At 64.3% G+C, this 26014-nt stretch carries 22 protein-coding genes and 1 pseudogene; 17 read left to right on the plus strand and 6 right to left on the minus strand.

The window, feature by feature from the left end:
* The first annotated feature begins 25 nt into the window (after positions 1-25).
* Positions 26-1207, plus strand: coding sequence for an O-succinylhomoserine sulfhydrylase (locus C4900_RS03780; RefSeq protein ID WP_114282339.1), 1182 nt, complete (start codon positions 26-28; stop codon positions 1205-1207).
* Positions 1204-1920: a hypothetical protein gene (locus C4900_RS03785; RefSeq protein WP_141689158.1), complete on the plus strand. Its 717-nt coding sequence runs from the start codon at positions 1204-1206 to the stop codon at positions 1918-1920. Before C4900_RS03780 ends, C4900_RS03785 begins: the two co-directional genes overlap by 4 nt.
* Here the strand turns inward: C4900_RS03785 and C4900_RS03790 are convergent.
* Complete coding sequence (locus C4900_RS03790; RefSeq protein WP_211306747.1) at positions 1858-2628, minus strand: UDP-2,3-diacylglucosamine diphosphatase; 771 nt, start codon at positions 2626-2628, stop codon at positions 1858-1860. The genes C4900_RS03785 and C4900_RS03790 overlap by 63 nt on opposite strands.
* 4 nt (positions 2629-2632) lie before the next feature.
* On the minus strand, positions 2633-3124 hold the full coding sequence (locus C4900_RS03795; RefSeq protein ID WP_065968766.1) for a peptidylprolyl isomerase: 492 nt from the start codon (positions 3122-3124) through the stop codon (positions 2633-2635).
* Positions 3125-3200: 76 nt separating this feature from the next.
* Here C4900_RS03795 and gltX point away from each other — a divergent pair, with 76 nt between their 5' ends.
* The 7 genes and pseudogenes from gltX (at position 3201) to pssA (ending at position 11082) form a co-directional block, all read left to right on the plus strand.
* Complete coding sequence (gene gltX, locus C4900_RS03800; protein WP_065968771.1) at positions 3201-4586, plus strand: glutamate--tRNA ligase; 1386 nt, start codon at positions 3201-3203, stop codon at positions 4584-4586.
* Positions 4570-5940, plus strand: a complete 1371-nt coding sequence (gene cysS / locus C4900_RS03805; protein WP_065968767.1) for a cysteine--tRNA ligase — start codon at positions 4570-4572, stop codon at positions 5938-5940. Before gltX ends, cysS begins: the two co-directional genes overlap by 17 nt.
* 351 nt (positions 5941-6291) lie before the next feature.
* Positions 6292-8061: pseudogene (gene ilvB / locus C4900_RS03810) on the plus strand (biosynthetic-type acetolactate synthase large subunit); the annotation flags it as partial.
* Complete coding sequence (gene ilvN, locus C4900_RS03815; RefSeq protein WP_065968769.1) at positions 8061-8561, plus strand: acetolactate synthase small subunit; 501 nt, start codon at positions 8061-8063, stop codon at positions 8559-8561. The pseudogene ilvB and the gene ilvN, both read left to right, overlap by 1 nt.
* A gap of 45 nt (positions 8562-8606) precedes the next feature.
* A complete protein-coding gene (ilvC, locus tag C4900_RS03820; RefSeq protein WP_114282340.1) occupies positions 8607-9620 on the plus strand; it encodes a ketol-acid reductoisomerase in 1014 nt (337 codons plus the stop codon).
* A gap of 86 nt (positions 9621-9706) precedes the next feature.
* Positions 9707-10312, plus strand: a complete 606-nt coding sequence (locus C4900_RS03825; protein ID WP_083996239.1) for a phosphatidylserine decarboxylase — start codon at positions 9707-9709, stop codon at positions 10310-10312.
* A gap of 8 nt (positions 10313-10320) precedes the next feature.
* The gene (pssA, locus tag C4900_RS03830; protein WP_065971907.1) at positions 10321-11082 is read left to right on the plus strand and encodes a CDP-diacylglycerol--serine O-phosphatidyltransferase; all 762 of its coding nucleotides are present in this window, start codon (positions 10321-10323) and stop codon (positions 11080-11082) included.
* Between the two features lie 56 nt (positions 11083-11138).
* Here pssA and C4900_RS03835 read toward each other — a convergent pair whose 3' ends face one another.
* The gene (locus C4900_RS03835; RefSeq protein ID WP_065971908.1) at positions 11139-11540 is read right to left on the minus strand and encodes a nuclear transport factor 2 family protein; all 402 of its coding nucleotides are present in this window, start codon (positions 11538-11540) and stop codon (positions 11139-11141) included.
* A gap of 493 nt (positions 11541-12033) precedes the next feature.
* On the opposite strand from C4900_RS03835, the gene C4900_RS03840 reads away from it, so the two are divergent.
* The gene (locus C4900_RS03840; protein ID WP_114282341.1) at positions 12034-13584 is read left to right on the plus strand and encodes a DHA2 family efflux MFS transporter permease subunit; all 1551 of its coding nucleotides are present in this window, start codon (positions 12034-12036) and stop codon (positions 13582-13584) included.
* A gap of 183 nt (positions 13585-13767) precedes the next feature.
* Positions 13768-15312, plus strand: coding sequence for a 2-isopropylmalate synthase (locus C4900_RS03845; protein WP_114282342.1), 1545 nt, complete (start codon positions 13768-13770; stop codon positions 15310-15312).
* A 196-nt stretch (positions 15313-15508) separates the two neighbouring features.
* Here the strand turns inward: C4900_RS03845 and C4900_RS03850 are convergent, their stop codons facing one another.
* On the minus strand, positions 15509-16492 hold the full coding sequence (locus tag C4900_RS03850) for an NAD(P)H-quinone oxidoreductase (protein ID WP_114282343.1): 984 nt from the start codon (positions 16490-16492) through the stop codon (positions 15509-15511).
* Between the two features lie 473 nt (positions 16493-16965).
* Between C4900_RS03850 and lexA the strand changes: the two genes are divergently transcribed.
* The 4 genes from lexA to C4900_RS03870 all read left to right on the plus strand — a co-directional run bounded on the left by lexA (position 16966) and on the right by C4900_RS03870 (position 22597).
* Complete coding sequence (gene lexA, locus C4900_RS03855) at positions 16966-17577, plus strand: transcriptional repressor LexA (protein ID WP_065971912.1); 612 nt, start codon at positions 16966-16968, stop codon at positions 17575-17577.
* A gap of 65 nt (positions 17578-17642) precedes the next feature.
* A complete protein-coding gene (locus C4900_RS03860; RefSeq protein WP_141689157.1) occupies positions 17643-18161 on the plus strand; it encodes an SOS cell division inhibitor SulA in 519 nt (172 codons plus the stop codon).
* A 15-nt stretch (positions 18162-18176) separates the two neighbouring features.
* Positions 18177-19586 (plus strand): Y-family DNA polymerase, encoded by a 1410-nt coding sequence (locus C4900_RS03865; protein ID WP_114282345.1) that lies wholly within the window; start codon positions 18177-18179, stop codon positions 19584-19586.
* A complete protein-coding gene (locus tag C4900_RS03870; RefSeq protein WP_114282346.1) occupies positions 19583-22597 on the plus strand; it encodes an error-prone DNA polymerase in 3015 nt (1004 codons plus the stop codon). The genes C4900_RS03865 and C4900_RS03870 overlap by 4 nt, the downstream gene beginning before the upstream one ends.
* Before the next feature lie 37 nt (positions 22598-22634).
* Here the strand turns inward: C4900_RS03870 and C4900_RS16575 are convergent, their stop codons facing one another.
* Both C4900_RS16575 and C4900_RS03880 read right to left on the minus strand, forming a co-directional pair.
* Positions 22635-23453 (minus strand): LuxR family transcriptional regulator, encoded by an 819-nt coding sequence (locus C4900_RS16575; protein WP_170132399.1) that lies wholly within the window; start codon positions 23451-23453, stop codon positions 22635-22637.
* Positions 23454-23684: 231 nt separating this feature from the next.
* Positions 23685-23963: a GIY-YIG nuclease family protein gene (locus tag C4900_RS03880; RefSeq protein ID WP_065968737.1), complete on the minus strand. Its 279-nt coding sequence runs from the start codon at positions 23961-23963 to the stop codon at positions 23685-23687.
* Positions 23964-24183: 220 nt separating this feature from the next.
* On the opposite strand from C4900_RS03880, the gene C4900_RS03885 reads away from it, so the two are divergent.
* Both C4900_RS03885 and C4900_RS03895 read left to right on the plus strand, forming a co-directional pair.
* Complete coding sequence (locus C4900_RS03885) at positions 24184-24519, plus strand: TusE/DsrC/DsvC family sulfur relay protein (protein WP_065968754.1); 336 nt, start codon at positions 24184-24186, stop codon at positions 24517-24519.
* A gap of 998 nt (positions 24520-25517) precedes the next feature.
* Positions 25518-26012 (plus strand): YeeE/YedE thiosulfate transporter family protein, encoded by a 495-nt coding sequence (locus C4900_RS03895; protein ID WP_170132400.1) that lies wholly within the window; start codon positions 25518-25520, stop codon positions 26010-26012.
* The last annotated feature ends 2 nt before the right edge of the window (positions 26013-26014 follow it).

The raw sequence follows: 26014 nt of genomic DNA on the forward strand, positions 1-26014 counted from the left end.
AATGGATGACCACTTGAAGGGTCGGATGGAGACTCTCGCGATTCATACCGGTCATCACCGGACCCATGAAGGCGAGCATAGTGAGCCCTTGTTTCTGACGTCGAGCTACGTCTTCGACGACGCCGAACAGGCCGCCGACCGTTTCGCTGGGCGCGCCGAGGGCAATATCTATTCGCGCACCGGCAACCCCACGGTGCGCATCTTCGAGGAGCGACTGGCGGTCCTGGAGGGCGGCGAGCGGGCGTTGGCGACGGCCTCCGGGATGGCGGCAATCCTGTCGGTGTGCATGGCGCTCCTGAAGGCCGGAGACCACGTCGTGGTCTCGCAAAGCGTATTCGGACCGTCTGTTGCGCTGTTCCAGATGTTCGCGCGTTTCGGGGTGAGTACGAGCTTTGTGGCGCTCGACGACGTCCCCGCCTGGGAGCGTGCCTGCACCGACCGTACACGCCTTCTGTTCTTGGAGACGCCTTCCAACCCCTTGTGCGTGTTGGGCGACCTCGTGGCCCTGGCCGCTATCGCCCACCGCCATGGCGCCAAACTGGTGGTCGATAACACATTCTGCACGCCGGCCCTGCAAAGACCGTTGGCGCTGGGCGCGGATCTGGTCGTGCATTCGGCGACCAAGTACATCGATGGCCAGGGGCGTGCCCTGGGCGGGGCGATCGTGGGCGAGGAGCGCGTCGTGACAGGCGAGATCTTCCCGTTCGTGCGTACCGCGGGCCCGGTCATGAGCCCGTTCAATGCCTGGATTTTCCTGAAGGGCCTGGAGACCCTGTCGCTGCGCATGAAGGCACACAGCGAGACGGCGCTCGCGCTGGCAGAGTGGCTTGCGACGCAGCCGCTTGTCGAGCGCGTGTACTATCCCTATCTCGCAAGCCACCCGCAATACGATCTAGCGCGCGCCCAACAGTCGGCGGGCGGGGGCGTGGTGTCGTTCACCTTGAAGGACGCCGACGCCCGTCGGGCATTCGCGTTTGTGGACGGTTGTCGGTTATTGTCGCGCACCGCGAACCTCGGCGATACCAAGACCACAGTCACGCATCCAGCTACCACCACACACGGCCGGCTGACTCCCGAGGCGCGGCGCGCGGGCGGTGTGGAAGACGGTCTGATCCGGCTTTCCATAGGCCTCGAGGACCGTGACGATCTGATGGCCGACCTGGAGACGGGCCTGCGGGCGGCCGCGGTCGTGGAGGGGGTACGGTGAGGGTCCGCCAGGCTCTTACGCGACTGACGCTCGCCGGGTTTGCCCTGGCGCTCGTATCCTGCGGACGTAGCGGACCGCACGCCACGATCCTCACTATGAGGGAGCGGGAACTTGGCGGACCGCCGTTTCCGACGCGGATCATCGTCAATCGCCACTATCTGCGCATCGATCCCGATACCGGGACCGGCAATTACATCCTGTTTGATCGCAAGCGGCACGTCATCTATAGCGTCGATCACAGTGATCGCACCATCCTCGTCATCCGCAGCCATATCATCACCCTCCCAAAGCCCGCCAAGCTGCAGGAAACGGTCCAGAGGGGGCACGTCAAGGGGCGTTTCAAGGGTCACAAGCTGCGGAGTTACCGGCTCTACACGAATGGTCATCAATGCTATTACATAGTGGCCGCCAAGGGCCTCCTGCCGGGCGTGGTATCGGCCCTCAAGGCCTATTCGGATACCCTGGCCGGGGAGCAGGCGCTGACGGCGGCGAACACGCCGGCGGGACTTGAGACCGCCTGCGATCTTGCCGATAACGTGTTCGATCCGGATCGCGAATACGCCTACGGGTTCCCGGTGCGTATACTGGACTACCAGGAGAACGAGAAGGTCCTGATCGGTTACAAGAAGGACGTCCCGGTCAAGCGAAGCCTATTTACCCTGCCTGCGCATTACGTCCGCTACAGCCCGGGAGAAGTCCGCAACGGCGACTAGGGCATGGCCCGCGGGCCCCACGACCAGCACGCTCGACCCCTCGTACCAATCCCCCACCACGATACGCACCCCCGGTCCGGCGGCGGTCGGTACGGGGTACTCCCCGGGCCTATGGGTATGACCATGGATCAGGCGGCGCAGGTCGTGACGGTCGAGCAGCGCGCCCGCCGCCGCGGTATTGACGTCGAGCAACGCGGCATCCTTGGCGGGGGTCGCCCGGCCGCTCTCCTGGCGCAGGGCGCGGGCCATGGCGACGCGTTCGGCGAGCGGCCGGGAGAGCACCTGCTGTTGCCAGCGCAAGTCACGGAATTGCTGGCGCAAGGCCTGGTATTCGCGATCGTCTGTACACAGCGCATCGCCATGACTGATCAAGGTCCGGGTCCCGAACAGGGTGAGCTCGTGCGGATCGTCAAGCAGGCGGCAACCGCTGAGCGCGGCGAATCGCTCTCCGAGCAGGAAGTCGCGGTTGCCATGCAGGATGCTGATCGCAAGGCCCGCGCCCGTGGCTGCGCGCAGGCTCGCCACCACCGGCGCGAACTCGGCCTCGTCGGCGCCGTCGTCACCGACCCAATACTCGAACAGATCGCCGAGGATATACAGATGATCGAGCCGGTCGTGCGCGCGCGCGAGAAAGTCCCGGAACAGCGCGATCGCCTGCGGCCGCTGCGCCGTCAGATGCAGATCGGCAATGAACGCCTGGGGCTTCACGCGTCTAGTCTAGGCGCACGCCGGTGATGATGATGTCGTTCACCGGCACGTCCTGGTGCCCATTACGACTGGTGGTGGCGGTGCCCTTGATGGTGTCGACCACATCCATACCCTCGGTCACCCGCCCGAATACGCAGTACCCCCAGCCGGTTGGGGTGGGGGCGGTGAAGTTCAGGAAGTCGTTGTCGGCGACGTTGATGAAAAACTGGCTCGTGGCTGAGTGCGGATCGCTGGTGCGCGCCATGGCAATCGTGCCGCGCGCATTGCGCAGCCCGTTGTCGGCCTCATTGTCGATGGGCGGGCGGGTCGCCTTCTGGCGCATATTGGGCTCGAAACCACCGCCCTGGATCATGAAGCCATCTATGACCCGATGGAAGATCGTGTTCGTGAAAAATCCCTCGCGCGCGTAGGCCAGGAAGTTGGCGACGGTCTTGGGTGCCTTGTCGGCATCGAGATCGAGCACGATCACGCCGTGGTTGGTTTCGAGGTGCACCATGGGGATATCCTCTGTGAAGTTTGGCGCATTGTCGCCGACTTGGCGGGTCAGGGCAATGACGCGCTATCATGAGAGCATGAATGCGCCTACAACCCGTTTCGCCCCGAGCCCCAGTGGGCTCCTGCATCTCGGCAATGCGCGCACCGCGCTCTTTAGTCTTCTTGCCGCCCTGCCCGACGGGCGATTCCTGCTGCGTATCGAAGACAGCGACCGCGCACGCGCGAGCCCTGTGTTCGAGCGCGCCCTGCGCGTCGATCTCGAGTGGCTGGGGTTCGGCGCCTATATCGACGAGGCCGCCGTTTGGCGCCAATCGGAGCGTGGCGCGGTCTACGACGATTTCCTTCAGAAGCTCGCGCACGATAACCTCGTCTATCCGTGTTTTTGCACAGAGTCGGAGCTGGCCGCGGAACGCGCGAGCCTGCGCGCGCGGGGGCTGCCGCCGCGCTACGGCGGCCGATGCGCGGCGCTTGATCCAGCCGATGCGTGTTCCCGGGTCGCCGCGGGAGAGGCGGCGGTGTGGCGCTTCCGGGTCCCGCCGGGGCAGGAGGTGGCGTTCTGCGATGCCGTGCGCGGCCCGCAGCGCGTGGCCACCGACCTCCTGGGCGACTTCGTCGTGCGTCGTGCCCAGGGCGAGGCCATGTTTTTCTTTGCCAACGCCCTGGATGATGCCCTGTCCGGTGTCACCTTGGTGCTGCGCGGCGAAGACCACCTGGCCAATACCCCGCGCCAGATCCTGATATTGCGCGCCCTCGGCCTGCCAGTCCCCGAGTACGGCCATCTGCCGCTGGTAGTGAGCGCGGGTGGGGTGCCGTTGTCCAAGCGCGATGGGGCCGGCAGTCTTGCGGCCTTGCGCGAGGAAGGCTTCCTGCCGCTTGCGGTCATCAATTACCTGGCGCGCCTGGGCGCGGTGGTCGGGTCGGAGCGGCTGCTGCCCCTGATAGAGCTCGCTCAGGCCTTCGATTGCCGGCGAATCGGGCACGCCCCGGCGCGCTACGACCGGGAGCAGTTGCTCCATTGGCAACGGCTGGCGATGGCCGCGACCCCGGTGGCCGAATGGCTGCCGTGGGTCGAGGAGGATGTCCCGGAGGCCGAGCGGCTGCGGTTCGTGGAGGCCGTGTGCCCCAATGCCCTCTTCCCAGAGGATTTCCGTCGCTGGGCTGGGATCGTGTATGGTGAGCGCCGGACCCTGGACGAGGACGCGCGCGCGGCGATCGCGGCGGCGGGCGCGGAATTCTTTCGCGCGGCGGTCGGGCACCTGGATGCGGGCGGTGCGGCCGGCGATCTGCCGGCGGTCCTGAAGGCCGCGGGCCATAGCGGCCGGCGACTCTTTCATGGCCTGCGCGCCGCCCTGACCGGCCGGCTCGCGGGCCCGGAACTCAAGGATATACTGGCCCTGATGCCGCGCACGCTGGTGGCGCGGCGTCTTCGCGAATGTGGAAGCACCGATGCTCAAGATCTATAACACTCTAACGCGCGCCAAGGATCCATTCGTGCCCTTGGAGCCTGGCCATGTACGGATTTATGTGTGCGGGGTCACGGTCTACGACCGCTGCCATCTCGGCCATGGGCGCGTATTCGTCGTATTCGATACGGTGGTGCGTTATTTGCGCCACCTCGGCTATCGCGTGACCTACGTGCGCAATATCACGGATATCGACGATAAGATCATCAATCGCGCAAAGGAAAACGGTGAGGATATTGCAGGGCTGACCGAGCGCACCATCGCCGCCATGACCGAGGACACTACGGCGCTTCTGGTGGCGCCCCCCGATCACGAGCCACGCGCCACCCGCCATATCGATCACATGACGGCCATGATCGAGCGGTTGATGGCCAAGGATTATGCCTATCAGGGCCCTAATGGCGATGTGTATTTTCATGTGCGCCGCTTCCCCCGCTATGGACGCCTTTCGGGACGCACGCTCGACGATCTGAAGGTGGGCGCGCGGGTCGAGGCGGATGAGGCCAAGGATGATCCTCTGGATTTCGTGCTCTGGAAGTCGGCGCGGGCGCACGAGCCTGCGTGGCCTTCGCCGTTTGGGCCCGGCCGGCCGGGATGGCACATCGAGTGCTCGGCGATGGCCGCGCACTGCCTGGGTGACCATTTCGACATCCATGGCGGGGGGCTCGACCTGACCTTTCCGCATCACGAAAACGAGATTGCCCAGAGCGAGGCGGCCAATGATGTGACGTTCGCCGATACCTGGATGCACGTTGGCTTCGTGCGTACGAATGGCGAGAAGATGGCCAAGTCTCTGGGGAATTTTCGCACGCTGCACGATCTTTTGGCGGTGTTCGACGGCGAGGTGCTCCGCTATTTCCTGCTCGCCAGTCACTATCGCAGCCCGCTGAACTACGACGACGAGTCGATCGGGCAATGCCGCGAGGCCCTGACGCGCCTCTATCAGGCGTTGAAGGATGCCCCGGACGGGGAGCCCGAGAGCGACTCCGACTATGCGCGGAGGTTTCGTGCGGCCATGGACGATGATTTCAATACCCCGGGGGCGCTCGCCGTACTGTTCGAGATGGGGCATGCCATCCAGCGGGCGCGCGAACAGGGCGATGCCGCGGCGGTGGGGCGACTGGCGGCCACGCTACGGTTATTGGCCGGGACGCTCGGTCTGCTGACGCGACCGCCGGCGGCATTCCTGCAGGGGACCGGGGACCACGAGGATATCGAGGCGTTGGTGGCCCTGCGCGATCAGGCACGGCGCGAGCGGCAGTGGGCGCGATCCGATGCCTTGCGCGACGAGCTCAGGGCGCGTGGTATCGTGCTCGAGGATACGCCGACGGGCACGGTCTGGCGCCGGGTCTAGGGCGTGGGGGGTTAGGACCGCGCCCAGCCATTCCCAGGCACGACTTCCCCCAAGTCGCAGCGCCATGACGTGAGTTTCTGCCGCGCCCGAACGCCGCGATCTCCCGGGGTTTGCTGCCATCAAGCCGCAATTTTCAAGTATGGTGCTCATGGGGTTTGCTACCACAGTCCGCGTTCCCCGATGAGGTGGCCAGCCGAGTTGTCGAAACCCCTTACGAATCCACTGGATAGGCTGCATTTCCGACACCAATGGCCGAATGTCGGTTGGGCCGCCACCGGGTGCTCCGGGGCTCTATCTCTTCACGTTGAGAATGGCCGACGGTAACCCCAAGGCCTTGACCGGTGGCGCTCCTTATCCGAGAATCAGGAGTTCGAAAAAGGTCATAAGTCGCGGGGTGACATCGTTTTGGAGCTCACGGGAGCGGAGATTTTCGTTCGCTGCCTTCACGATGAAGGCGTCGAGTACCTTTTCGGCTATCCGGGTGGGGCGGTTTTGCACATCTACGATGCCCTCTACAAGCAGGAAGAGGTGAAGCACATCCTCGTGCGCCACGAGCAGGGTGCGGCGCATGCCGCCGATGGCTATGCGCGCTCGACCGGCAAGCCCGGTGTGGTGCTCGTGACCTCCGGTCCGGGCGTCACCAACGCCCTGACCGGGATCGCTACCGCTTATATGGACTCCATCCCGCTCGTGGTGTTCACGGGTCAGGTCATGACGCATCTGATCGGCGACGATGCCTTTCAGGAGGTCGATGCGATCGGCATCACTCGGCCCTGCGTCAAGCACAACTTCATGGTCAAGGACGTCCGCGACCTCGCGCTTATCATGCGCAAGGCCTTTCATGTGGCCACGACCGGCCGTCCCGGCCCGGTGGTCGTGGATATCCCCAAGGACATCACCGCCCACAAGACCTCTTATGTCTTCCCAAAGGACCCTACACTGCGGTCGTACAAGCCCGTGCGTGAGGGTGATCCGGCGGCCATACGCAAGGCCGCCGATCTGTTGATGCAGGCCAAGCGCCCCATGATCTATGCCGGCGGCGGGGTGGTACTCGGCAATGCCGCCCGCGAACTGACCGAGCTCGTGCGCTGGCTCGGTGCCCCATGCACGAACACCCTTATGGGGCTCGGCGCATTCCCGGCCACTGATCCGTTGTTTGTGGGCATGCTCGGCATGCACGGGACCTACGAAGCCAACATGGGCATGCATGAGTGCGATGTGCTGCTCGCGGTCGGGGCGCGTTTCGATGATCGGGTGACGGGTGATCTGGACAAGTTCTGCCCTAATGCGCGCATCATCCATATCGACGTCGACCCGGCCTCCATTCAGAAAAACGTCCCGGTCGAGATCGCCATCATAAGCGAGGCGGGACTTGCGATGCGCGACCTGCTTGCTGCCCTGAAGGCGACCGGCAGCCGTTTGGACAAGGCAGCGCTTGGTGCCTGGTGGCGCAAGATCGAGGAGTGGCGCGCGCGCCAATGTCTCCAATACGATCGCGCCAATACCGAGGTCATAAAGCCCCAATTCGTGCTGGAGACCCTCTACCGACTCACGCAGGGCGACGCCTTCATCACCTCCGATGTGGGCCAGCACCAAATGTGGGCGGCGCAGTTCTATAAGTTCGACAAGCCGCGGCGGTGGATCAATTCCGGAGGGCTCGGCACCATGGGCTTCGGACTGCCGGCGGCGATCGGTGTGCAGTTCGCGCATCCCGACGCCACGGTCGCCTGCGTCACCGGCGAGGCCAGCATACAGATGTGCATACAGGAGTTGTCGACCTGCAAGCAGTACGATTTGCCGCTAAAGATCGTCAATCTGAACAACCGCTACATGGGCATGGTCCGTCAGTGGCAGGAATTCTTCTATCAGAGCCGCTATTCGCACTCCTATCTGGAGGCCTTGCCGGACTTCGTGAAGCTTGCCGAGAGCTACGGGCACGCAGGCCTGCGCATCGACAAGCCCCACGACGTGGAGGCTGCCTTGAAGGAGGCGCTCGGCCAGCATGACCGGCTGGTGTTCCTCGATTTCATCACCGACCAGACGGAGAACGTCTACCCCATGATCGCGGCCGGAGCCGGTCACCACGAGATGCATCTGGCGACAGATCGCGAACTCGCGTGATGCGCCACATCATTTCCATACTTCTGGAGAACGAGGCGGGCGCCTTGTCGCGTGTTGCCGGACTGTTCTCGGCGCGTGGCTACAATATCGCCTCGCTCACGGTGGCGCCGACCGAGGATCCGAGCCTGTCGCGCATGACGCTTGTCACGAGCGGATCCGAGGGCGTGGTGGATCAGATCCGCAAGCAGCTGAACAAGCTCGTGGACGTGGTGAAGCTCGTCGATTTGACAGATAATGAGCGCATTGAGCGCGAGATGCTGCTTATCAAGGTGCGTGCCGAGGGCGGCGAGCGTGATGAGATCAAACGTCTGTCGGATATCTTCCGGGGGCGTATAATAGATGTAACGGATCGCGCCTATACCATCGAACTGACCGGTGACGGCAGCAAGCTGGACGCCTTTATCTCGATTCTGCAGCCACGGCGGATTCTGGAGGTGGTGCGCTCTGGGGTCATCGGTATCGCCCGCGGTAACGGCGCCTGCATTCCCGACGCACCCTGACTTTCAACCTGATAATGGCCCGGTTGCGCCGGGCGAGGACAACGCATGCAAGTGTATTACGAAAAGGACGCCGACCTTAGCCTCATTCGCAAGAAGAAGGTGGCGATCATAGGCTATGGTTCGCAAGGCCATGCGCATGCCAACAACCTCAAGGACTCCGGTGTCGATGTGGTGGTGGGCTTGCGTGCGGGTTCGCCCTCGGCCGCCAAGGCGACGCGTGCGGGGCTTACCGTAAAGCCCGTGGAAGAGGCCGTCAAGGACGCGGACCTGGTCATGATCCTGGCCCCCGACGAGTTGCAGGCCGGGATCTACGAGAAGATGGAGCCGCACCTGAAAAAAGGCGTGGCGCTGGCCTTCGCGCACGGCTTTAGCATCCATTTCGGGCGCATAAAGCCCCGCGCGGACATGGATGTCATCATGATAGCCCCCAAGGGTCCGGGTCATCTGGTACGCTCCACCTTTACCCAAAACGGCGGTGTCCCCTGCCTTATCGCGGTGAGTCAGGACGCCTCCGGCCAGGGCCAGGCGTTGGCGCTCTCATATGCCGCGGCCATCGGCGGGGCGCGTGCCGGCGTCATCGCCACCACCTTCAAGGAAGAGACCGAGACCGATCTGTTCGGGGAGCAGGCGGTGCTGTGTGGCGGCGTGACCTCGTTGGTGCAGGCCGGTTTCGAGACCCTGACCGAGGCCGGCTATGCCCCGGAGATGGCCTATTTCGAGTGCCTGCACGAACTGAAGCTGATCGTGGACCTCATGTATGAGGGCGGTATCGCCAACATGCGGTATTCGATATCGAATACCGCCGAGTACGGCGATCTCACGCGCGGTCCGCGGGTCGTGAACGAGGCGACCAAGGCCGAGATGAAGCGCATCCTGGGCGAGATCCAGTCAGGTCAGTTCGCGCGCGAGTGGGTGGCCGAAAACGAGACCGGTGGCAAGCGCTTCCCGGAGTTGCGCGCCAAGGCCGCCCAACATCCGATCGAGGCGGTCGGCGAGCGCCTGCGCGGCATGATGCCGTGGATCGGGGCCAACAAGATCGTCGACAAAGAGAAAAATTGAGCATCCCTTTGTCGCAGACGGTCAGTGAGGGGGCGGCATCGCCCCCTCTTTTGGCGCGCGAAGGGTGGGGGCATATCGCCCTGGCCATGGCCGCCGCCGTGCTCGTTACATGGGGGTGGGGGCCTTGGGTGGCCCTACCCTTATGGCTGTTTGCGGTTTTTGTGCTACAGTTTTTTCGAGACCCGCGTCGCGTCTTGGCCGAGGGTCAAGACGCGGTCTTATGTCCGGCCGACGGGCGCGTCATCATGGTGGGTCCGGCCGAGGACCCGTACCTGAAGCGGCCGGCCATCAAATGCAGCATCTTCATGAATGTCTTCAACGTCCACTCCAATCGTCTGCCGGTCGCCGGACAGGTTCGGCGCCGCTGGTACAGTCCAGGACGTTTTTTGAATGCATCCTTGGACAAGGCCTCGGAGCATAATGAGCGCAACGCGCTCTGGATCACGACCGCGGGCGGAGACGATGTCGTGGTCGTGCAGGTTGCAGGCCTGATCGCGCGGCGCATCCTCTGCTATGTGGGCGAGGGCGAGGTGGTGGACCGGGGAAGGCGGTATGGATTCATCCGCTTCGGCTCGCGCGTCGATGTCTATCTGCCGCCGGGGGCGCATCCCGAGGTCGCCTTGGGCGATAAGGTAAAGGCCGGATCGCAGGTCCTGGCCCGTCTCGCGGGTCGAGACCCGCGCGTTCAGTGAGGGGCGCGATGATGGAAGACAAGCGCAAGGGTATCTATATCCTGCCGAATCTCTTTACGACGGCGGCGCTCTTCGCCGGCTTTTATGCCATCGTGCAGGCCATGAAGGGCGAGTTCTGGCACGCGGCCGTGGCGGTGTTCATCGCCATGGTCATGGACGGGCTGGACGGGCGGGTGGCGCGCTGGACGCACACCGAGAGCGATTTCGGGGCACAGTATGACAGCCTGTCGGACATGGTGTCGTTCGGGCTTGCCCCGGCGCTGGTTGTCTATGAATGGGGGCTCTCGGGGCTCGGCAAGCTCGGCTGGCTGGCGGCCTTTATCTACTCGGCGGCTGCCGCCTTGCGTCTGGCGCGCTTCAATATTCAGACCAGCACGGACCGGCGACTGTCGTTCCATGGTTTACCGAGTCCAGCGGCGGCGGCGGTCGTTACCGGTCTGGTGTGGGTCCTGCAAGGTTATGGTGCGCCGCCGCTGTGGCTACGCGCCACGGCCTTGGCCGTTACCGTCTTGATCGGTGCGGCGATGGTCAGCAATATCCGCTACCATAGCTTCAAGCACATCGACTTAAAGGGGCGGGTGCCCTTTATCGCGGTGTTGGCCATCGTCCTGATCTTCGTGCTGATCTCGCTCGATCCCGCGCGCGTGCTGTTTGCCCTGTTTTTCTGTTATGCCCTGTCGGGGCCGATCGATTCGCTGGTACGCCGCTATCGTCGCTCGCTGCATAGGCGCCGATTGGGTGACAGCCACGAGGGATCGCCGCGGGTCTGACGGTCGCGTATCGTGCGACCCGCGCGCGTCGCCCTTCGGCCGGGGATGGGCGGGCGTCAGGGCAGGAAGGATGCGGGCTCGTCGATCAGGCCGGCCGCGGGCGTTCCCTGATGAAAGTGGATCTGCCAGCGCCCATATTGGCATCGCCACACCGAGCTGCGCCAGGTGGCCGCCCTGTCGCCTTCCTCCTCTTCGGCATCGACCAGCAGATAGACGATCAGGGCGACCTCCGGGGACAGAAAGCGTACCTGGAAATCGCGGATCGTGGTCTCTCGGCGCCGTTTGCCGGTCAGTCGTCTCAGGGTTTCAGTGCGATCATAGAGCCGCCCGGAACAGCCGATCTCATAGAAGTCATCGGCAAGCAGCATGGCGGGACTTGGTTCGTCCGGGTTCTGGCTGCAGTTCAAGAGCCGCTCCTCGAGGATGCGCAGGAGGTGGGGGGAATCGCGGTTGGTCATCGCTGTCGCCCTCTAGGTGCGGCCATGAGAAGGGACTTCCAGAGGCAACGATAGGGGTGCTGGAGGGGGCCGTCAAGGGGCTGCCTGAATCGTATCCGCAATGAGACCCTGGCGCGGGCATGGGCGCCGGGTTTTCCGGGAATCGCTAACGACGCCTTCGGCCGTGGGCGGGCGTTGTCGTAGGCGCCCATGACGGCGCGCGCCCCGAGAGGTGTGGCCCGGGCCCCTGTTTGAAGGCGCACCCCCATCTTTGCCATACTGGGCCCGTCCGGCCTTGGGCCCGGTGGTGGTCAGGCCGCGGACAATCAGGCCCGTCGGGCGGTCTTTGAGGCCATGGTATGGACGGACATCGTACAGCGGCCGGCAGGCCGCTTTTCATGACCCCCTGCAGGCCCATCGCGGGATGGCGAGATCGCGTATGCCCATTGGGCGGGGGTGGCCGTCGCCCCGACAGCGGGGGTGCGCGCCTTGCGCGCAAGCGGCCGTGCCGCCCATGAAAGACCCCGGACGACCGGCGGCGAGTTTCTGGGCAGTCGCTTTGGTGGTCGCGGTGGCGGCATTCATGGAGGTGCTGGACCTCACGATCGTCAACGTATCCTTGCTGCACATCATGGGCAGCATGGCGATCTCTCAGAACCGGGCCATCTGGGTGCTTACGGCCTACACCATGACCAATGCCATCATTCTGCCTCTGAGCGGCTGGTTGGCCACCACGCTGGGACGCAAGCGCTACTTCATGGGCTGTATCGCCGCATTCTCGCTGACCTCGCTGTTATGCGGCCTTAGTCCCAATTTTCCCGCGCTCGTGCTGTTCCGGGCCTTGCAAGGCATTGCCGGCGGGGGACTGCAACCCAATGCCCAGGCCATCCTCACCGATGCCGCGCCCGCCGCCAAGCGCGGTATGGCGTTTGCGATCTATGGTATGGCCGTGGTGTTTGCGCCGGCCATCGGCCCCACGGTTGGCGGTTGGATCACGGACCATATAGGCTGGCGCTGGATCTTTCTTATCAATGTCCCGGTCGGGTTGCTGATCCTGCCTCTGGTGCAGGCATTGGTCCACGACCCGGAGTCTTTTGTGCAGGCGCGTCGCGTGCGGCAGGCGTCCGCGCCGCACGTGGATTTCATGGGCTTTGCGCTCATCACCCTGGGTCTTGGCCTCATGCAGGTGGTGCTCGACCGTGGTCAGCAGGATGGCTGGTTCAGCTCCCTGCCCATCGTGACTATGACCATCACCGTGATCCTGGCGCTTGTGGTCTTTGTGGTTCGCGAGTGGCGCCAGGCGGACCCGATCGTGGATCTGCGACTGCTTCGTGATCGGGGCTTCGCCGCCGCCAATGTCCTCATGTTCATGCTCGGTGCGCTGCTCCTCGGTAGTACCGCCTTGCTGCCGCTTTTCATGCAGTCGCTGTTGGGCTACACGGCCATGGATGCCGGCCTTGTGCTGTCCCCGGGAGGGCTTGCCATCATGGCCCTTATGCCTGTGGTGGGACAGCTCGTGTCGCGCTTCGATGGCCGCGTCCTGATCGCAGGCGGGCTCTGCGTCAGCGGTTTCGCGACCCTGCTCATGACGCATTTCGACACCCATACGGGCTTTACGACGCTCGTTTGGACACGTGCGCTCCAGGCCGCGGGCCTCGCCTTTTTGTTCATCCCCATCAATACGCTTGCATTCGCGTCCCTGCCGGGATCCAAGTCGAGCAACGCCTCGGCCATCATCAATATGTCGCGTAACATCGGCGGCAGCGTCGGTATGTCGATTGCCGCCACGATCCTCGCGCGCCGTGCCCAGTATCACCAAAACCAGCTCGTGGCGCGCATCACGCCTTATAACCCCGACCTGCATAGCTATCTTGCGGCGGTCCAGACCGCCATCGGCCACACCGTGCCCATGGCCGGGTTCGCGCATCTCTATGCAACGGTATTACGCCAGTCCGAGATGCTTGCCTACATCGATGACTTCGAGCTCATGGGGATCTTGTTCTTCGCCTGCTTGCCGCTCGTGTTGCTCTTTCGTCGCGTGAAACCCTCGCCCCATGGCAGATGAGATCGGCCGTCGACGATGGAGGGGCGCGGGCGCGACGGGATGCGTGCGGGCGCGAAGGTGCGCCTCACAGGCCCAGGTTCTCGATAGACTTTGCGAGGGTTTTTGGCTAGAGTCCCGGCGATCACAGGAGAAATGGCGCCATTGGGCGCCTTCTAGCGCCGATTCGGGGGTGGCGTAAACGCGATGACCGATCAACTCTTGGTGTTCGATACCACATTGCGCGACGGGGAACAGAGCCCCGGCGCCTCTATGACCTGCGAGGAGAAGGTACGTATCGCGCGTGCCCTGGAGCGCCTGCGGGTCGATGTGATCGAGGCCGGGTTCCCGATCGCGAGCCCCGACGACTTCAAGGCCGTGAAGGCGGTGGCCGAGACCATTACGGAGAGCCGCGTATGCGCGCTCGCCCGGGCATTGACGAAGGACATCGATCGCGCCGCGGAGGCGTTGAAGCCGGCGCGTGCCGGGCGCATCCATACCTTTATCGCGACATCGCCGATTCATATGCGTGAAAAGCTGCGCATGAGTCCGGAGGCCGTGCTCGAGGGCGCGGTGAAGGCGGTGCGTCATGCCCGGCAGTTCACCGATGACGTGGAGTTCTCGGCGGAGGACGCCGGCCGTTCGGATCCCGATTTCCTGTGCCGGATCATGGAGGCGGTGATCGCCGCCGGTGCCAGCACCGTCAACATCCCCGACACCGTCGGCTACAGCGTCCCCGCACAGTTCGGGGAACTTGTCGCCATGCTGAGAAACCGTATTCCGAACGCCGATCAGGCGGTGTTCTCGGTGCATTGCCATAACGACCTCGGTTTGGCGGTCGCCAATTCGCTTGCCGCCGTGTACCACGGGGCCCGTCAGGTGGAATGCACGATCAACGGGCTCGGGGAACGTGCCGGCAACGCCGCCCTGGAGGAGATCGTCATGGCGGTGCGCACGCGCCAGGACGTCTTCAAGTGCGATACGCGTATCGAGACCCCGCACATCGTGGCTGCCAGCCGCCTGGTATCGACCGTCACCGGCTTTGCCGTGCAGCCCAACAAGGCGATCGTCGGCGCCAATGCCTTCGCCCATGAGGCCGGCATTCACCAGGATGGCGTCATCAAGAACCGCGAGACCTACGAGATCATGCGCGCCGAGGACGTGGGTTGGACCGCGAACCGCATGGTGCTCGGCAAGCACTCGGGGCGCAACGCCTTTCGCGCGCGCCTAGCCGAGATCGGCGTGACCTTGAAGGACGACGCCGCCCTGAACCAGGCCTTCGAGCGTTTCAAGGATCTCGCGGACAAGAAGCACGAGATCTTCGATGAGGATCTGCAGGCGCTCGTGGGCGAGGACGCCCTGGAGGCCGTGGAGTCGGTGAAGCTCGTGGCGTTGGAGACCGCCTCGGGTACCGGTACGAAACCGCATGCCGACGTGCGGCTGGTCTGGAACGGCAAGGAGCATGAGGCCCGTGCCGAGGGCGGGGGGCCGGTCGATGCCGCGTTTCGTGCCATCGAGGGTGTGGTGGCAAGCGGCGCCATCCTGCAGCTCTATGCCGTGAACGCCATCACGAGCGGCACCGACGCCCAGGGCGAGGTGACCGTGCGCCTCGAGCGCCAGGGGCGCATCGTGAACGGCCACGGTGCCGACACCGACATCGTGCTCGCCTCCGCCAAGGCCTATCTGAACGCCCTGAATAAGCTCCTTGTCCCTGACAACCGCACCCACCCCCAATTACCCAGAGGGATGTAGCCTGGGCTCTTTGGTCGCGCGGGCATGATGGGCCCGGCAAGGACCGGAGGCGGCTTTAGGAACAAGGTGTGTGTGCTGCGTCGAGACCGGTGAGACCGTGGTGGATTTTGTTCAGGCGACCCCCTGAGTAAGGGGCGCGAGCGCCTCTGCCGATACGCGCTATTCGTGGGCCCCGGCCGGGCGGGGCCGGTGCGGTTTAGGGCCTTACGGCAAGCACGATCTTGCCGCGATGGTCGCCGCTTTCCATGAGGGCGTGGGCGCGCGCGGCCTCGGCCAGCGGAAACCGCGCGCCGATGTGCGGAAGCAGCCGGCCATGATCGAGTTCGGGCCAGATGCGGGTGGCGAGGGCGTTGCGTATGGCGCGCTTTTCGCCGACCGTGCGCGGGCGCATTGTAGAGCCGGTGAGCCGCAGGCGCTTGGTCAGGATCGGGGTGAGGTTGATCTCGCCCCGGCTGCCGCCGGACAGTGCGATAAAAACGAGCCGGCCGTCACGCCTCAGAATGTCGAGATGACGTTCCAGATAGGGGGCGCCCACGACATCGAGGATCACATCTATGCCCTGGTGGTTGGTGGTCGCCATCACGGCCTCTGCGAAATCGGTCGTGCGGTAATTGATGACGTGATGGGCGCCGGATGCGCGACAGAAGGCGGCCTTGTCGTCGTTGCCGACCGTCGCCCAGCATGTCGCGCCGAGAAAGCGGGCGAGGTGGATGGCGGTGAGTCCGATACCGCTCGTGCCGCCATGCACGAGCAGGCGCTCACCCTCTTTCAGTGCGCCCATGTCGGCGGCGTTGGCCCACACCGTAAACCAGTTCTCGGGGAGGCCGGCGGCGGATGCCAGATCCATGTGGGCGGGGATGCGTAAGGCCTGATCGGCGGGTGTGGTGCAGTATTCGGCGTAGCCGCCGCCGGGCACGAGGGCCGTCACGGCGTCACCGACCTGCCATTCGCGTACGTCGGCCCCTACCCGAACGACATGCCCGGAGACCTCGAGACCAAGGATCGGGGAGGCGCCTGATGGCGGCAGATAGCGTCCTAACCGCTGCAGAATGTCCGGGCGGTTGATACCAGCGTACGCGACTTCGATGAGGATCTCACCGGCCTGCGGGATCGGGGCCGGGCCCTCGGCGAGTCGCAGGGTATCGGCGTTGCCGCCAGGTTCGTAGTCGATGTAGCGCATGCCATACCCCCGGGTTCGGGCCACTATGGCAAAGGGCGCAGGCCCATACAAGCCCGAAAGGCCGGGCGCGCAGGATCGAGGCGGGGGCATGATTCCCGGGTGTGCGGCGATACCCGGAATCGTGTCGGAACCTATGGGGCATGCCGGACTCAAAGAATTGGCCAGGGGGACCGGCCGCGGCGGTAGGAAGTGTTCCATGAATCCCCTGCGGGTACCCGGGGCCTTGCCGTCTCCGACTTTCGGCGGATAGGGCAGGGGCTTCGTTAGGCTTACCCTGGCTTCGCCTGGGATGGCGGATCGTGAAAAGGGATTTTCGACAGGATGTCGAGAGAGCAGGAAGCGCAGGGCAAGGAGGCCATGGGGCGCAGGGATGTTCTTGGTAGGGATGCCGAGTGATGGGCTTTCTGTAGCGAGGGGAGTGGCAAGGAGGCCGCCCTCTTTTTTTTCGCCTTAGTACTGTATATATTACCAGTATGTCGATTCTTACAGGGCGCCAACAGCAGGTTCTGGATTGGATCCGGGGGCAGATCGAGGCCACCGGCCGACCGCCCACGCGCGCCGAGATCGCCGCCGCCCTGGGTTTCCGGTCCGTCAATGCCGCCGAGGAGCATGTACGGGCGTTGGCGCGCAAGGGTGTGATCGTCTTGACCCCCGGGAGTGCGCGCGGTATCCGTGTGCCGGATCGACGCGAGGAAGGCATCCCCGTGATCGGGCGCGTGGCGGCCGGCCAGCCCCTGCTTGCACATGCCCATGTCACTGCCCATCATCAGGTCGATCCGGCCCTGTTCCGGCCGCGCGCGGACTATTTCCTGACGGTAGTCGGCGAGAGTATGCGCGATGCCGGGATTCGGGATGGGGACCTCCTGGCGGTCCACAAGACCCCGACCGCCCACGATGGGCAGATCGTTGTGGCGCGGTTGGAAGACGAGGTGACGGTCAAGCGCTTGCGGCGCCGTGCCGGGCAGGTCGTGTTGCTGCCGGAGAATCCGGCCTTTCAGCCGATCGTGCTACGGGACCGCGAGGATTGGGTCATAGAGGGGATCGGGGTGGGGGTGTTGCGCCAGGGCCTGGCGGGCGTGCCATGATGGCCGGGGTGGAGGCCTGGGGGGCTAGGGTGTACCGAGGGGTGGTGCCCGCCCCGGCTGCTGTCATGTCCACGGGTTTCCCGGCGCTTGACCAGGGCCTGGGAGGAGGTTGGCCGGTCGGCGTATTGACGGAGTTGCGTGCCGGCCGGACGGGTATCGGTGAGATGCGCCTGCTGCTGCCGGTGCTGGCGGCCTTGAGTCGCACAGGTCGACTGATATGGGTGGCGCCCCCCTACGGACCCTACGCCCCCGCGCTCGTCGCCCACGATATCGCGCTGGATCACCTGATCGTCGTGCGTCCGAGGACCCACAAAGAGGCCTTGTGGGCAGTCAGCCAAGGGCTTTTGAGCCCCACCGTCGGGGCTGTGGTGAGTTGGTTTGGCGATATCCGTGAGCAAGAGTTCCGTGCCCTGCAGCGGCACGCCGCTCAAGGGGGGCATTGGGGCTTTTGTTTCCTGCCCTGGGGCCTCGCGCCCCAGCCGTCGCGCCTGCGTCTTATCCTGGAGTCCGCGCCAGAAGGCGTGCGCATCACGCTCGCTCGCAAGGCCGGGCGTCCGGTGGCGCCGCTTGTCGTTGCGCTCTAGTTTCGGGACCGTTCCATGCTCTGGTTGGCCGTGGTCCTGACGGCGTTGCCCCTGGAGGTATTCGCGGCACGTCCGGCGCCGTTCGCGGTGGTTGAGGACAAGGTCCTGGTCGACTGCGATGCGCAGGCCCGCACCCAGGGCCTGACACCCGGTCTGTCCGTGGTGCAGGCCTGCGCCTTATGTCCGTCCCTATCGCTCGGAGCCCGTGACCGGGCTGCCGAAAGCAGTCTTCTGGAGGGCCTCGCGGCCTTTGCCTACGGCTTCAGCCCGTGCGTGGTCCTGCGCGCCGATGGGGTATTGATGCGGTTTACGGATCAGGCAAGCCCGCTAGGCGACCCGCATCGGGTCGTGGCCCATGTGACGCGCGGCCTGGAGGATGCGGGGTATGTGTTCGAGATCGCCATGGCGCCGACCGCCGCCCTGGCATGGCACTGCGCGCGCTCGGCGATGCGCTGCGTATGGACATCGAAGGACCCTTGGCGTCTTGCGATGCGCTCCTTGCCCCTGACGGGGCTCCCCTGGGCGGGTGAGGTGCGTGCCGCCTGCCAGGCCCTTGGGCTTACGCGGATGGGCGATCTCCTCGATCTGCCGCGCCCGGGTCTCGCCCGTCGCTTCGGTCAGGAGACCGTCCATCTCCTCGAGGGGCTCATGGGGGAGCGTCCGGAGATCGAGGATTTTTGGGCGCCGACGCCGTGGTTCAGGCGTAGGCTCGCCTTTCCTCATCCGGTGGAGACGGATGAGGCCCTGGCGTTCGCGCTCGCCCGGATCGTGCGCGAGTGGGTCATGGTGTTGCGTTCCCGAGAGGCGCGCGTGGCGGGTTTTACGGTCGAGATGAGCTGTGAGGACGGGAGTCTGCGGTCGGAGGTGTTTACGCTGACGCGCCCGGAGCGGGATGGCCGGATCCTTATGTGCCTTGTGCGGGAACGGTTGCGGGACTTCCGGCCCGGGTCGGCCATAACCGCCGTGGCGGTATCGGCCCCCCTGGAAGACTCGACAGAAGGCAGTCTGCCCTTGTGGCGTGATGGGCAATGGCGCGAACAGGACTTTCGGGGGTTCTTGGACAGGCTGCAGGCGCGGCTTGGCCGTGATGCGGTGCGCGTGCTGTCTGTCCACCCGGATCACCGCCCGGAGCGTGCCAGCCGGGAGATCCCTTGGCCTCAACGCACCCCGCAAGGGCGGATTCGCGCCCTGGCCGATCGTCCGGTATGGCTCATAGATCCCCCCAAGCGACTGGACGTTGTTCGAGGGGCGCCGATGTTTCATGGTCCCTTGAGGCTTACGCGTGGACCTGAGCGGGTGGAAACGGGGTGGTGGGACGAGCCCGTGGTGCGCGACTACTTCGTGGCCACCAATACCAGACATGAGTCCCTCTGGGTATTTCGCATCGCGCGCGGCGAGTGGTTTCTGCACGGTTATTTCGCATGATCGCCTACAGCGAGCTGCATTGCCTGAGCCATTTCAGCTTTCTGCGTGGTGCCTCCGCCCCGCAGGAGCTCGTGGAACGGGCCTGCGCCTTGTCCTATCGGGGGCTTGCCATAACGGATGAGTGCTCCCTGTCGGGCATCGTGCATGCCCATAGGGCCGCCAGGGATCGGGGGTTGCCCCTGATCGTGGGATCCGAGATCACGGTCCGGGAAGGGTTGAAGTGTGTGGTCCTGGTGAGTAGCGCGCGCGGATATGCGGAGCTTTCCGAGCTCATCACGCGCGGTCGGCAGGTAGACAAGGGTGATTACGATCTTGGCATCGCCGATCTCGGCGCGCTCGCAGATTGTCTCGTGCTCTGGTGCCCCGATGCCGGTGGAGACCATGATCCGCTTGCGGGGGCGCTTGCGCGGGCCCTGTCCGCGCGGTTCTGGATTGCCGGGGAATTGCATAAGACGGGGACCGACGATGGCTACAAAGGGCGCCTGCAGGCCCTGTCCGCGCGCCTGGGGAGACCGGTCGTGGCCTGTGGCGATGTGCACATGCATAAGCGCGGGCGCCGCGCCCTGCAAGACACCATGACCGCCGTGCGCTTGAAGACGACCGTGGCGGAGGCAGGGTGGGCCCTGTTCCCGAACGGCGAACGGCATCTGCGGGATATCCCGACGTTATGTGCCCTCTATCCGGAGGCGTGGCTTAAGGAGACGCAGGTCGTGGCTGAGGCCTGCCGTTTTTCCCTGGAGGACCTCCAGTATCGCTATCCGCGTCAGGGTCGCAGCCCACGCCATTCCCTAGGGCAATTGATGCGATTGACGCGCGCGGGTCTTGCAGCGCGCTATCCGCAAGGCGTGCCGGATTCCGTGCGGTCTTTGGTACGCCACGAACTCTCTCTCATAGGGGAACTTGCCTATGCGGATTACTTTTTGACCGTCCACGACCTCGTGCGGTTTGCCAAAGATCGCGGCATCCTCTGTCAGGGGCGAGGGTCTGCGGCTAATTCCGTGGTCTGCTATGCCTTGGGCATCACTGCGGTGGATCCCGCGCGTCTCGAGGTCTTGTTCGAGCGGTTCATTTCACGCGAACGCCGCGAGCCCCCGGATATCGATATCGATTTCGAGCACGAGCGACGCGAGGAGGTCATTCAATACTTGTATGAGCGTTATGGTCGCGAGCGCGCGGCCATGACAGCGAGCGTCATCACGTACCGAACACGCAGTGCGTTACGCGACGTCGCCAAGGCCCTGGGTTGCGAGGCCGCGCTCGTGGATCGCCTGGCGGGATTGCTTGGTTGGTGGGAGGGGGTCGATGTCCTGGAGGAGCGGTTGGTCGAACACGGTTATGACGTGCGCAGATCGCCGTTTCGCCCGCTTATCGCCTTGGTGCGCGAGCTGGTCGGTCGCCCCCGCCATCTCTCGCAGCATGTCGGGGGCATGGTGTTGTCGCAGGAGGCCCTGACACGGCTCATCCCGATAGAGAAGGCGGCGATGCCCGGCCGGACGGTGCTGCAGTGGGACAAGGACGACCTGGACACACTGCGCATCATGAAGGTCGATTGCCTGGGGCTTGGCATGTTGACGGCGCTGCAAAGGGCCTTCGCGCTCATGCGTGAGCACGGGCTTGGTCCTGGCACGCTCGAGGACATACCGGCCGAAGACCCCGCCGTCTACGAGATGGTGTCGGCGGCCGATACGGTGGGCGTTTTTCAGATCGAATCGCGCGCCCAGATGGCACTCCTGCCGCGTCTTAGGCCGCGCACCTTCTACGATCTCGTCGTGCAGATCGCGATCGTGCGCCCCGGGCCGATCCAGGGGAATATGGTCCACCCCTATCTGCGCCGGCGCCAGGGACGCGAGGCGGTGTCCTATCCCAGCTGTGAGATCGAGGCGGTCCTCGGCCGGACGCTCGGGATACCGCTCTTTCAGGAACAGGTGATCAAGCTCGCGGTCGTGGCCGCAGGTTTCTCGCCAGGCGAAGCCGACGAGCTGAGGCGCGCCATGGGGGCCTGGAAGAGGGACGGAGACCTTCGGGCCTTCAAGGAACGGTTTCTGAAAGGGATGGGCGCGCGCGGTTATGGCAAGGACTATGCCCAGGACATCTATCGCCAGATCCACGGTTTCGGGGCCTATGGTTTCCCGGAATCCCATGCCGCAAGCTTTGCGTTATTGGCTTACGCCAGCGCCTGGCTCAAATGCCATGTCCCCGATGTCTATTTATGTGCCTTATTGAACAGCCAGCCGCTCGGTTTCTATGCGCCATCGCAGATCATAGCCGATGCCCGGCGTCACGGGGTGCGGGTATTGGCGCCGGATGCCCGCTCAAGCCAGGTAGCCACTGTTTTGGAGATGCGCCCAAGCGGACGGGCCGTGCGCCTTGGCCTCGACCTCGTGCGCGGGCTGAGCCGCAAGGGGGCCGCGCGGCTTGCGCAATTACCCTTGCGGGGGCGCTCCTCATGGCAGTCCATGGCGCAAGGCGCATCCCTGTCGCGGACCGATGGCGGGCGGTTGGCGCAGGGCGGGGCGTTGGATGATGTGTGTGGCTCACGACCGCAGGCCTTGTGGGAAAGTCTCGCGATCCAGGCGCCCTTGCCGCTCTTTGCGGACCCCGAGGAGGCGCGGGTGTGGCGGCGTCCGGGCACCCACGCCGACGATGTGGCCGCCGATTATCAAGCGCTGGGCTTCTCTTTACGCGGTCACCCGGTGGGGCTTATGCGCAAGCGCCTCGCATCCCATGTCCTGCCGATCGCGACCCTGGGGGGTATAAGATCCGCTACCGTCGTAACCATTGCCGGTCTCGTGACGAGCCGCCAAAGGCCGGGATCCGCCAAAGGCCTTATGTTCCTGCTTTTGGAAGACGAGACCGGTACCGCGAATGTCATCGTGTCCCCGGAGGTGGCGCAGGCATTCCGCGCACTGGTCCTGCGATCCGCCCTGGTGCTCGTCACAGGCGTTCTGGAGCGCACCTCCGACAAGGTCCAGCATATCCATGCGCGCGCATTCACACGGATTTGGGCCTGATGTCATCCAGGGACCTGCTCCGCATTCCTTTCCGTCCCTACAAGATTCCCAGCTCGATGGCCTTTTTGATACAGGCGCGCCGGTTTTTCATGCCCATCTTGATACGCACCGCATCGAGATGTTCCTCTACGGTCTTGATCGATATCCCAAGTACGCTGCCGATTCCTTTATAGCTCATCCCATGGGCAAACAGTGCAAGCACTTCGCGTTGACGGATCGTAATCCCGCCAAACGATATCTTGTTGCCCACGAGGCGCCCGATCTCCCGGGCAATCGATCGCGCCAAGGCCAACTTTTCATGGATCGGACCTTCGGGCGCTGAGATATCGAGGCATCCGATGAGCGTCCCATCGGCGCTTATGACCGGGGCCGCCACACACGTCCAGTCATGGAATATGCGACAGAGGTGCTCCTCGCCCTTCAAGATGACGGGACCTTGCGCCGCCAGAGCGAGCGCCACGGCATTGGTCCCGGCACTATCTTCGGCCAGTGATGCCCCTGCCCGCAGGCCTATAAGGGCAGCCGCGGATACGATCTCCGGGCGCGACCATAACCCCAATATGCGGCCTTGACCGCTGGTGAAAATAAAAAGATCGCTGGCCTCCTTGATGTCACCCATGTATTCCATAATGACCAGACGCCCATAGGTGACAAGCTTGCCATTCTGCTGGAGAAAATTGCGGGTCTCTCCCTCTCCAAGGGTATCGTCTATGCGCCGTTTGTTCTCGCGCACGTCGAACATACGGCATCGCTCATAGGAAGCGGCCAGCACGTTTTGCGGTACGATATCCGAAGCGTCCGCGGCCTGCAGGTATTGGATGGTATTCCACATATTCTCCCCCGATTGTGCGAGCATGACGATATCCGGGCACGGGAGGAGTCGCACCATCATGGTGTCGGTACCGCATGTCTTCCTATGCCCCTTCATGGGACAGGCGCTAAGGCCGCGCGCCCACTATCGTGGGCAGGAAATAGGGAGTCAACCTGCAAAACTAGTCAGGTGGGATAATGAGACTATCCGAAACACCGGTATTAATGGCAGGGTCTATCACGCCGCTCCCGTGGCTATTACGAGGAGTGTTTCCCCTTAGGGAACGTGCGATTCCTGCGCGAGAACCCAAAGGCGGCAGAGGCGTCTTTTATCCGCGGCCGGCAACCGTTTTATGTGCGCCTCGAGGCGACTGGCCTGTGAGCGGTCCAGGCAGGTCGTGAAGGCCAATATGCGGCGCGGTTTGTTCATGCGCGTAAAGGCCGCGCCGCGGCCGGCGACGTGTTCACGGAACCGACGGGCGACGTCCGTGGTGATCCCGGTGTAGAGGTAGTCGTTGGCGCATTCCAGGATGTAGACGAACCAGGGCGATGACATGCAACGGTCTCGATGGGTCATGCGCCAAGGCGAGCGTGCGCACGCCGGAATCTTGCGCCAGAAGAGGGTGGGTGGCAAGGGCGCCGGTCTCTTGACCTGCGTCAAGGCGTGTCGGCGGCCCGATCTGAAAAAGTGCCGCGTAGACGATTGGCGTGCCGATAGGAACATCGCGCCGTCGAGAGGATCTCGGGGCGCAACGAAGACCGATTCTGGGGGGTGTATGGAGCTCATGGTGGGGGATGCGCGTGTCGTTACCGACGACGAGGGTTACCTCATCGACCCTGGGGATTGGAACGAGTCCGTGGCCGAGGCCCTGGCGTGCTCCGAGGGCCTGGTTCTGAACGGCGACCATTGGGAGGTGATCCGCTTCGTGCGGGCGTTCTTCGACGAGCACCAGGTGATCCCGGATGCCCGTTTCGCGATCCGTCATCTCGCCGATCACGGCATGGGCGCCAAGGCCCGCGCGCGCCTCTTCGAGTTGTTTCCCTACGGCTATGTGAAGCAGGTTTGCAAGGTCGCTGGCATGCGTCGGCCGCGCGGCTGGAGCACCGGCTAAGGCGGACCGGGCCTGCTATCAAAAGCCCACATGCACCCGAGGCCTCCATAGCCCCGGGTGTCTTGCCAACCCCTTCCCATCAGACCGTTGTCACGGCCCTGGGGCCACTGGAAGCCCTTTGAGGCCGCCGCTGTGGCCGGATGGACCCACGCCCCAGGCAGGACCGTCACGGGAGTCAGCCCGTTTCGGGGGATAGGGGGGGCGCGAACAGGCGCGCGCCACCGCCGGTGACACATCTTGTCCCGAACGCGCCCCGATAGCCCCTTTTGCGCCAGCGAGCGCACCCAGGCGGCCTGCCCGGCGGTGGGCGGCCTGCCCGGCGGCGGGCATCACACCGCGCGGGGGCATCGCCTGGGGTACACAGCGCCCCCTCCCAATACGATCGCAACCCGACACCGCGGGCGTGCCGGCCCTCACCGATGGCCTCACGGCCGGCGCCATTGCCCCCTCGCGCCATTGACACGAGGGCCCCCGAGGGACCCGAGCGGTCGCCCGCACCCCGCGGGACGTGCGCCCTGGCCCATCTCCGCGAATCCGCGGTCTCCCATGGTGACTGTTTCGAGCCCGTCGCCGCTGACATCGGTCATCGCCGCGGCCGCGGCAGGTCAGGACGTACCATGCGCAACGATGGCGATGGCCGTGCTCACCCGGCCCATCCATGGTCTGGCAGGGCTGGGACGCCGATCTATCGATGATGGACGCAGTCATTGCCAGGCCCAGGGCCCGCCAGGCGCGCGCGTCACCATCCTGGTGACGCGTTCTCCCAAGATGGTGACACCGGGATCCGCCATTACCCGGAATATCGAGGAAATCCCCGGGTTTACCCGCTGGCGCGGGTTTTGCTGATGGAGGGGTCGGGGGGTCGCGGTGACCGGGCCATAAGGGTCTCCGGCATCCCGATGGACGATCGTCGGAATGGGTTTGAGATGCCATGGTGCCCGGCCGCATGGCGGCCGGTAGGCCATGACAGGGCCACACGTACAAAGGGGGGTGATACCGTGGAGTTTTTCAAGAAATCTTTGGATCCCATAGTCGCGCTGGCGATCATTGCGGTATTCGACATCTTTCTGTTTCAAATCGTCGGCGCGTGGACCGTGGGCGGCGGCGAGACGATGATCGCCGGCTTGTTCGTGAAGGCCCTGGTCGGTACCAAGGAGATGAACCGCATCCCATTCTGGCGCATGGTATTCAAGCCGACGTGGGCCTATTGGAAGATCTACATCAGTCTCGGCATGGGGTTCGGGGCGCTCGTGAGCGCGATCCTGAGCAAGGAGTTCTATTGGCGGGTCCCGAAACATCTGTCGGAGTGGGTGATGATCACCATCGGTGGCCTGCTCATGGGCATCGGTATTCGCCTGTCCTTTGTCTGTAATGTCAGCACCTTTCTCGGTCTCACGCCGGAGATGAATCTCGGCGGTTACTTGGCGGTGAGCGGCCTTGTGATCGGCGCGTGGGTCGGGACCTGGGTGTACAAGAAGATCCTGGAGGCCTGAAT

It is taken from the genome of Acidiferrobacter thiooxydans, from assembly GCF_003333315.1.
GTDB classification, from domain to species: domain Bacteria; phylum Pseudomonadota; class Gammaproteobacteria; order Acidiferrobacterales; family Acidiferrobacteraceae; genus Acidiferrobacter; species Acidiferrobacter thiooxydans.

What these genes read in the sequence shown, in the direction of transcription:
- C4900_RS03780 (WP_114282339.1), top strand. Translation starts at nt 26, where the DNA reads ATGGAGACTCTCGCGATTCATACCGGTCATCACCGGACCCATGAAGGC.
- C4900_RS03795 (WP_065968766.1), bottom strand. Translation starts at nt 3,124, where the DNA reads ATGGTGCACCTCGAAACCAACCACGGCGTGATCGTGCTCGATCTCGAT.
- gltX (WP_065968771.1), top strand. Translation starts at nt 3,201, where the DNA reads ATGAATGCGCCTACAACCCGTTTCGCCCCGAGCCCCAGTGGGCTCCTG.
- cysS (WP_065968767.1), top strand. Translation starts at nt 4,570, where the DNA reads ATGCTCAAGATCTATAACACTCTAACGCGCGCCAAGGATCCATTCGTG.
- ilvN (WP_065968769.1), top strand. Translation starts at nt 8,061, where the DNA reads ATGCGCCACATCATTTCCATACTTCTGGAGAACGAGGCGGGCGCCTTG.
- ilvC (WP_114282340.1), top strand. Translation starts at nt 8,607, where the DNA reads ATGCAAGTGTATTACGAAAAGGACGCCGACCTTAGCCTCATTCGCAAG.
- C4900_RS03825 (WP_083996239.1), top strand. Translation starts at nt 9,707, where the DNA reads ATGGCCGCCGCCGTGCTCGTTACATGGGGGTGGGGGCCTTGGGTGGCC.
- pssA (WP_065971907.1), top strand. Translation starts at nt 10,321, where the DNA reads ATGATGGAAGACAAGCGCAAGGGTATCTATATCCTGCCGAATCTCTTT.
- C4900_RS03835 (WP_065971908.1), bottom strand. Translation starts at nt 11,540, where the DNA reads ATGACCAACCGCGATTCCCCCCACCTCCTGCGCATCCTCGAGGAGCGG.
- C4900_RS03840 (WP_114282341.1), top strand. Translation starts at nt 12,034, where the DNA reads ATGAAAGACCCCGGACGACCGGCGGCGAGTTTCTGGGCAGTCGCTTTG.
- C4900_RS03845 (WP_114282342.1), top strand. Translation starts at nt 13,768, where the DNA reads ATGACCGATCAACTCTTGGTGTTCGATACCACATTGCGCGACGGGGAA.
- C4900_RS03850 (WP_114282343.1), bottom strand. Translation starts at nt 16,492, where the DNA reads ATGCGCTACATCGACTACGAACCTGGCGGCAACGCCGATACCCTGCGA.
- lexA (WP_065971912.1), top strand. Translation starts at nt 16,966, where the DNA reads ATGTCGATTCTTACAGGGCGCCAACAGCAGGTTCTGGATTGGATCCGG.
- C4900_RS03860 (WP_141689157.1), top strand. Translation starts at nt 17,643, where the DNA reads ATGTCCACGGGTTTCCCGGCGCTTGACCAGGGCCTGGGAGGAGGTTGG.
- C4900_RS03865 (WP_114282345.1), top strand. Translation starts at nt 18,177, where the DNA reads ATGCTCTGGTTGGCCGTGGTCCTGACGGCGTTGCCCCTGGAGGTATTC.
- C4900_RS03870 (WP_114282346.1), top strand. Translation starts at nt 19,583, where the DNA reads ATGATCGCCTACAGCGAGCTGCATTGCCTGAGCCATTTCAGCTTTCTG.
- C4900_RS16575 (WP_170132399.1), bottom strand. Translation starts at nt 23,453, where the DNA reads ATGCTCGCACAATCGGGGGAGAATATGTGGAATACCATCCAATACCTG.
- C4900_RS03880 (WP_065968737.1), bottom strand. Translation starts at nt 23,963, where the DNA reads ATGTCATCGCCCTGGTTCGTCTACATCCTGGAATGCGCCAACGACTAC.
- C4900_RS03885 (WP_065968754.1), top strand. Translation starts at nt 24,184, where the DNA reads ATGGAGCTCATGGTGGGGGATGCGCGTGTCGTTACCGACGACGAGGGT.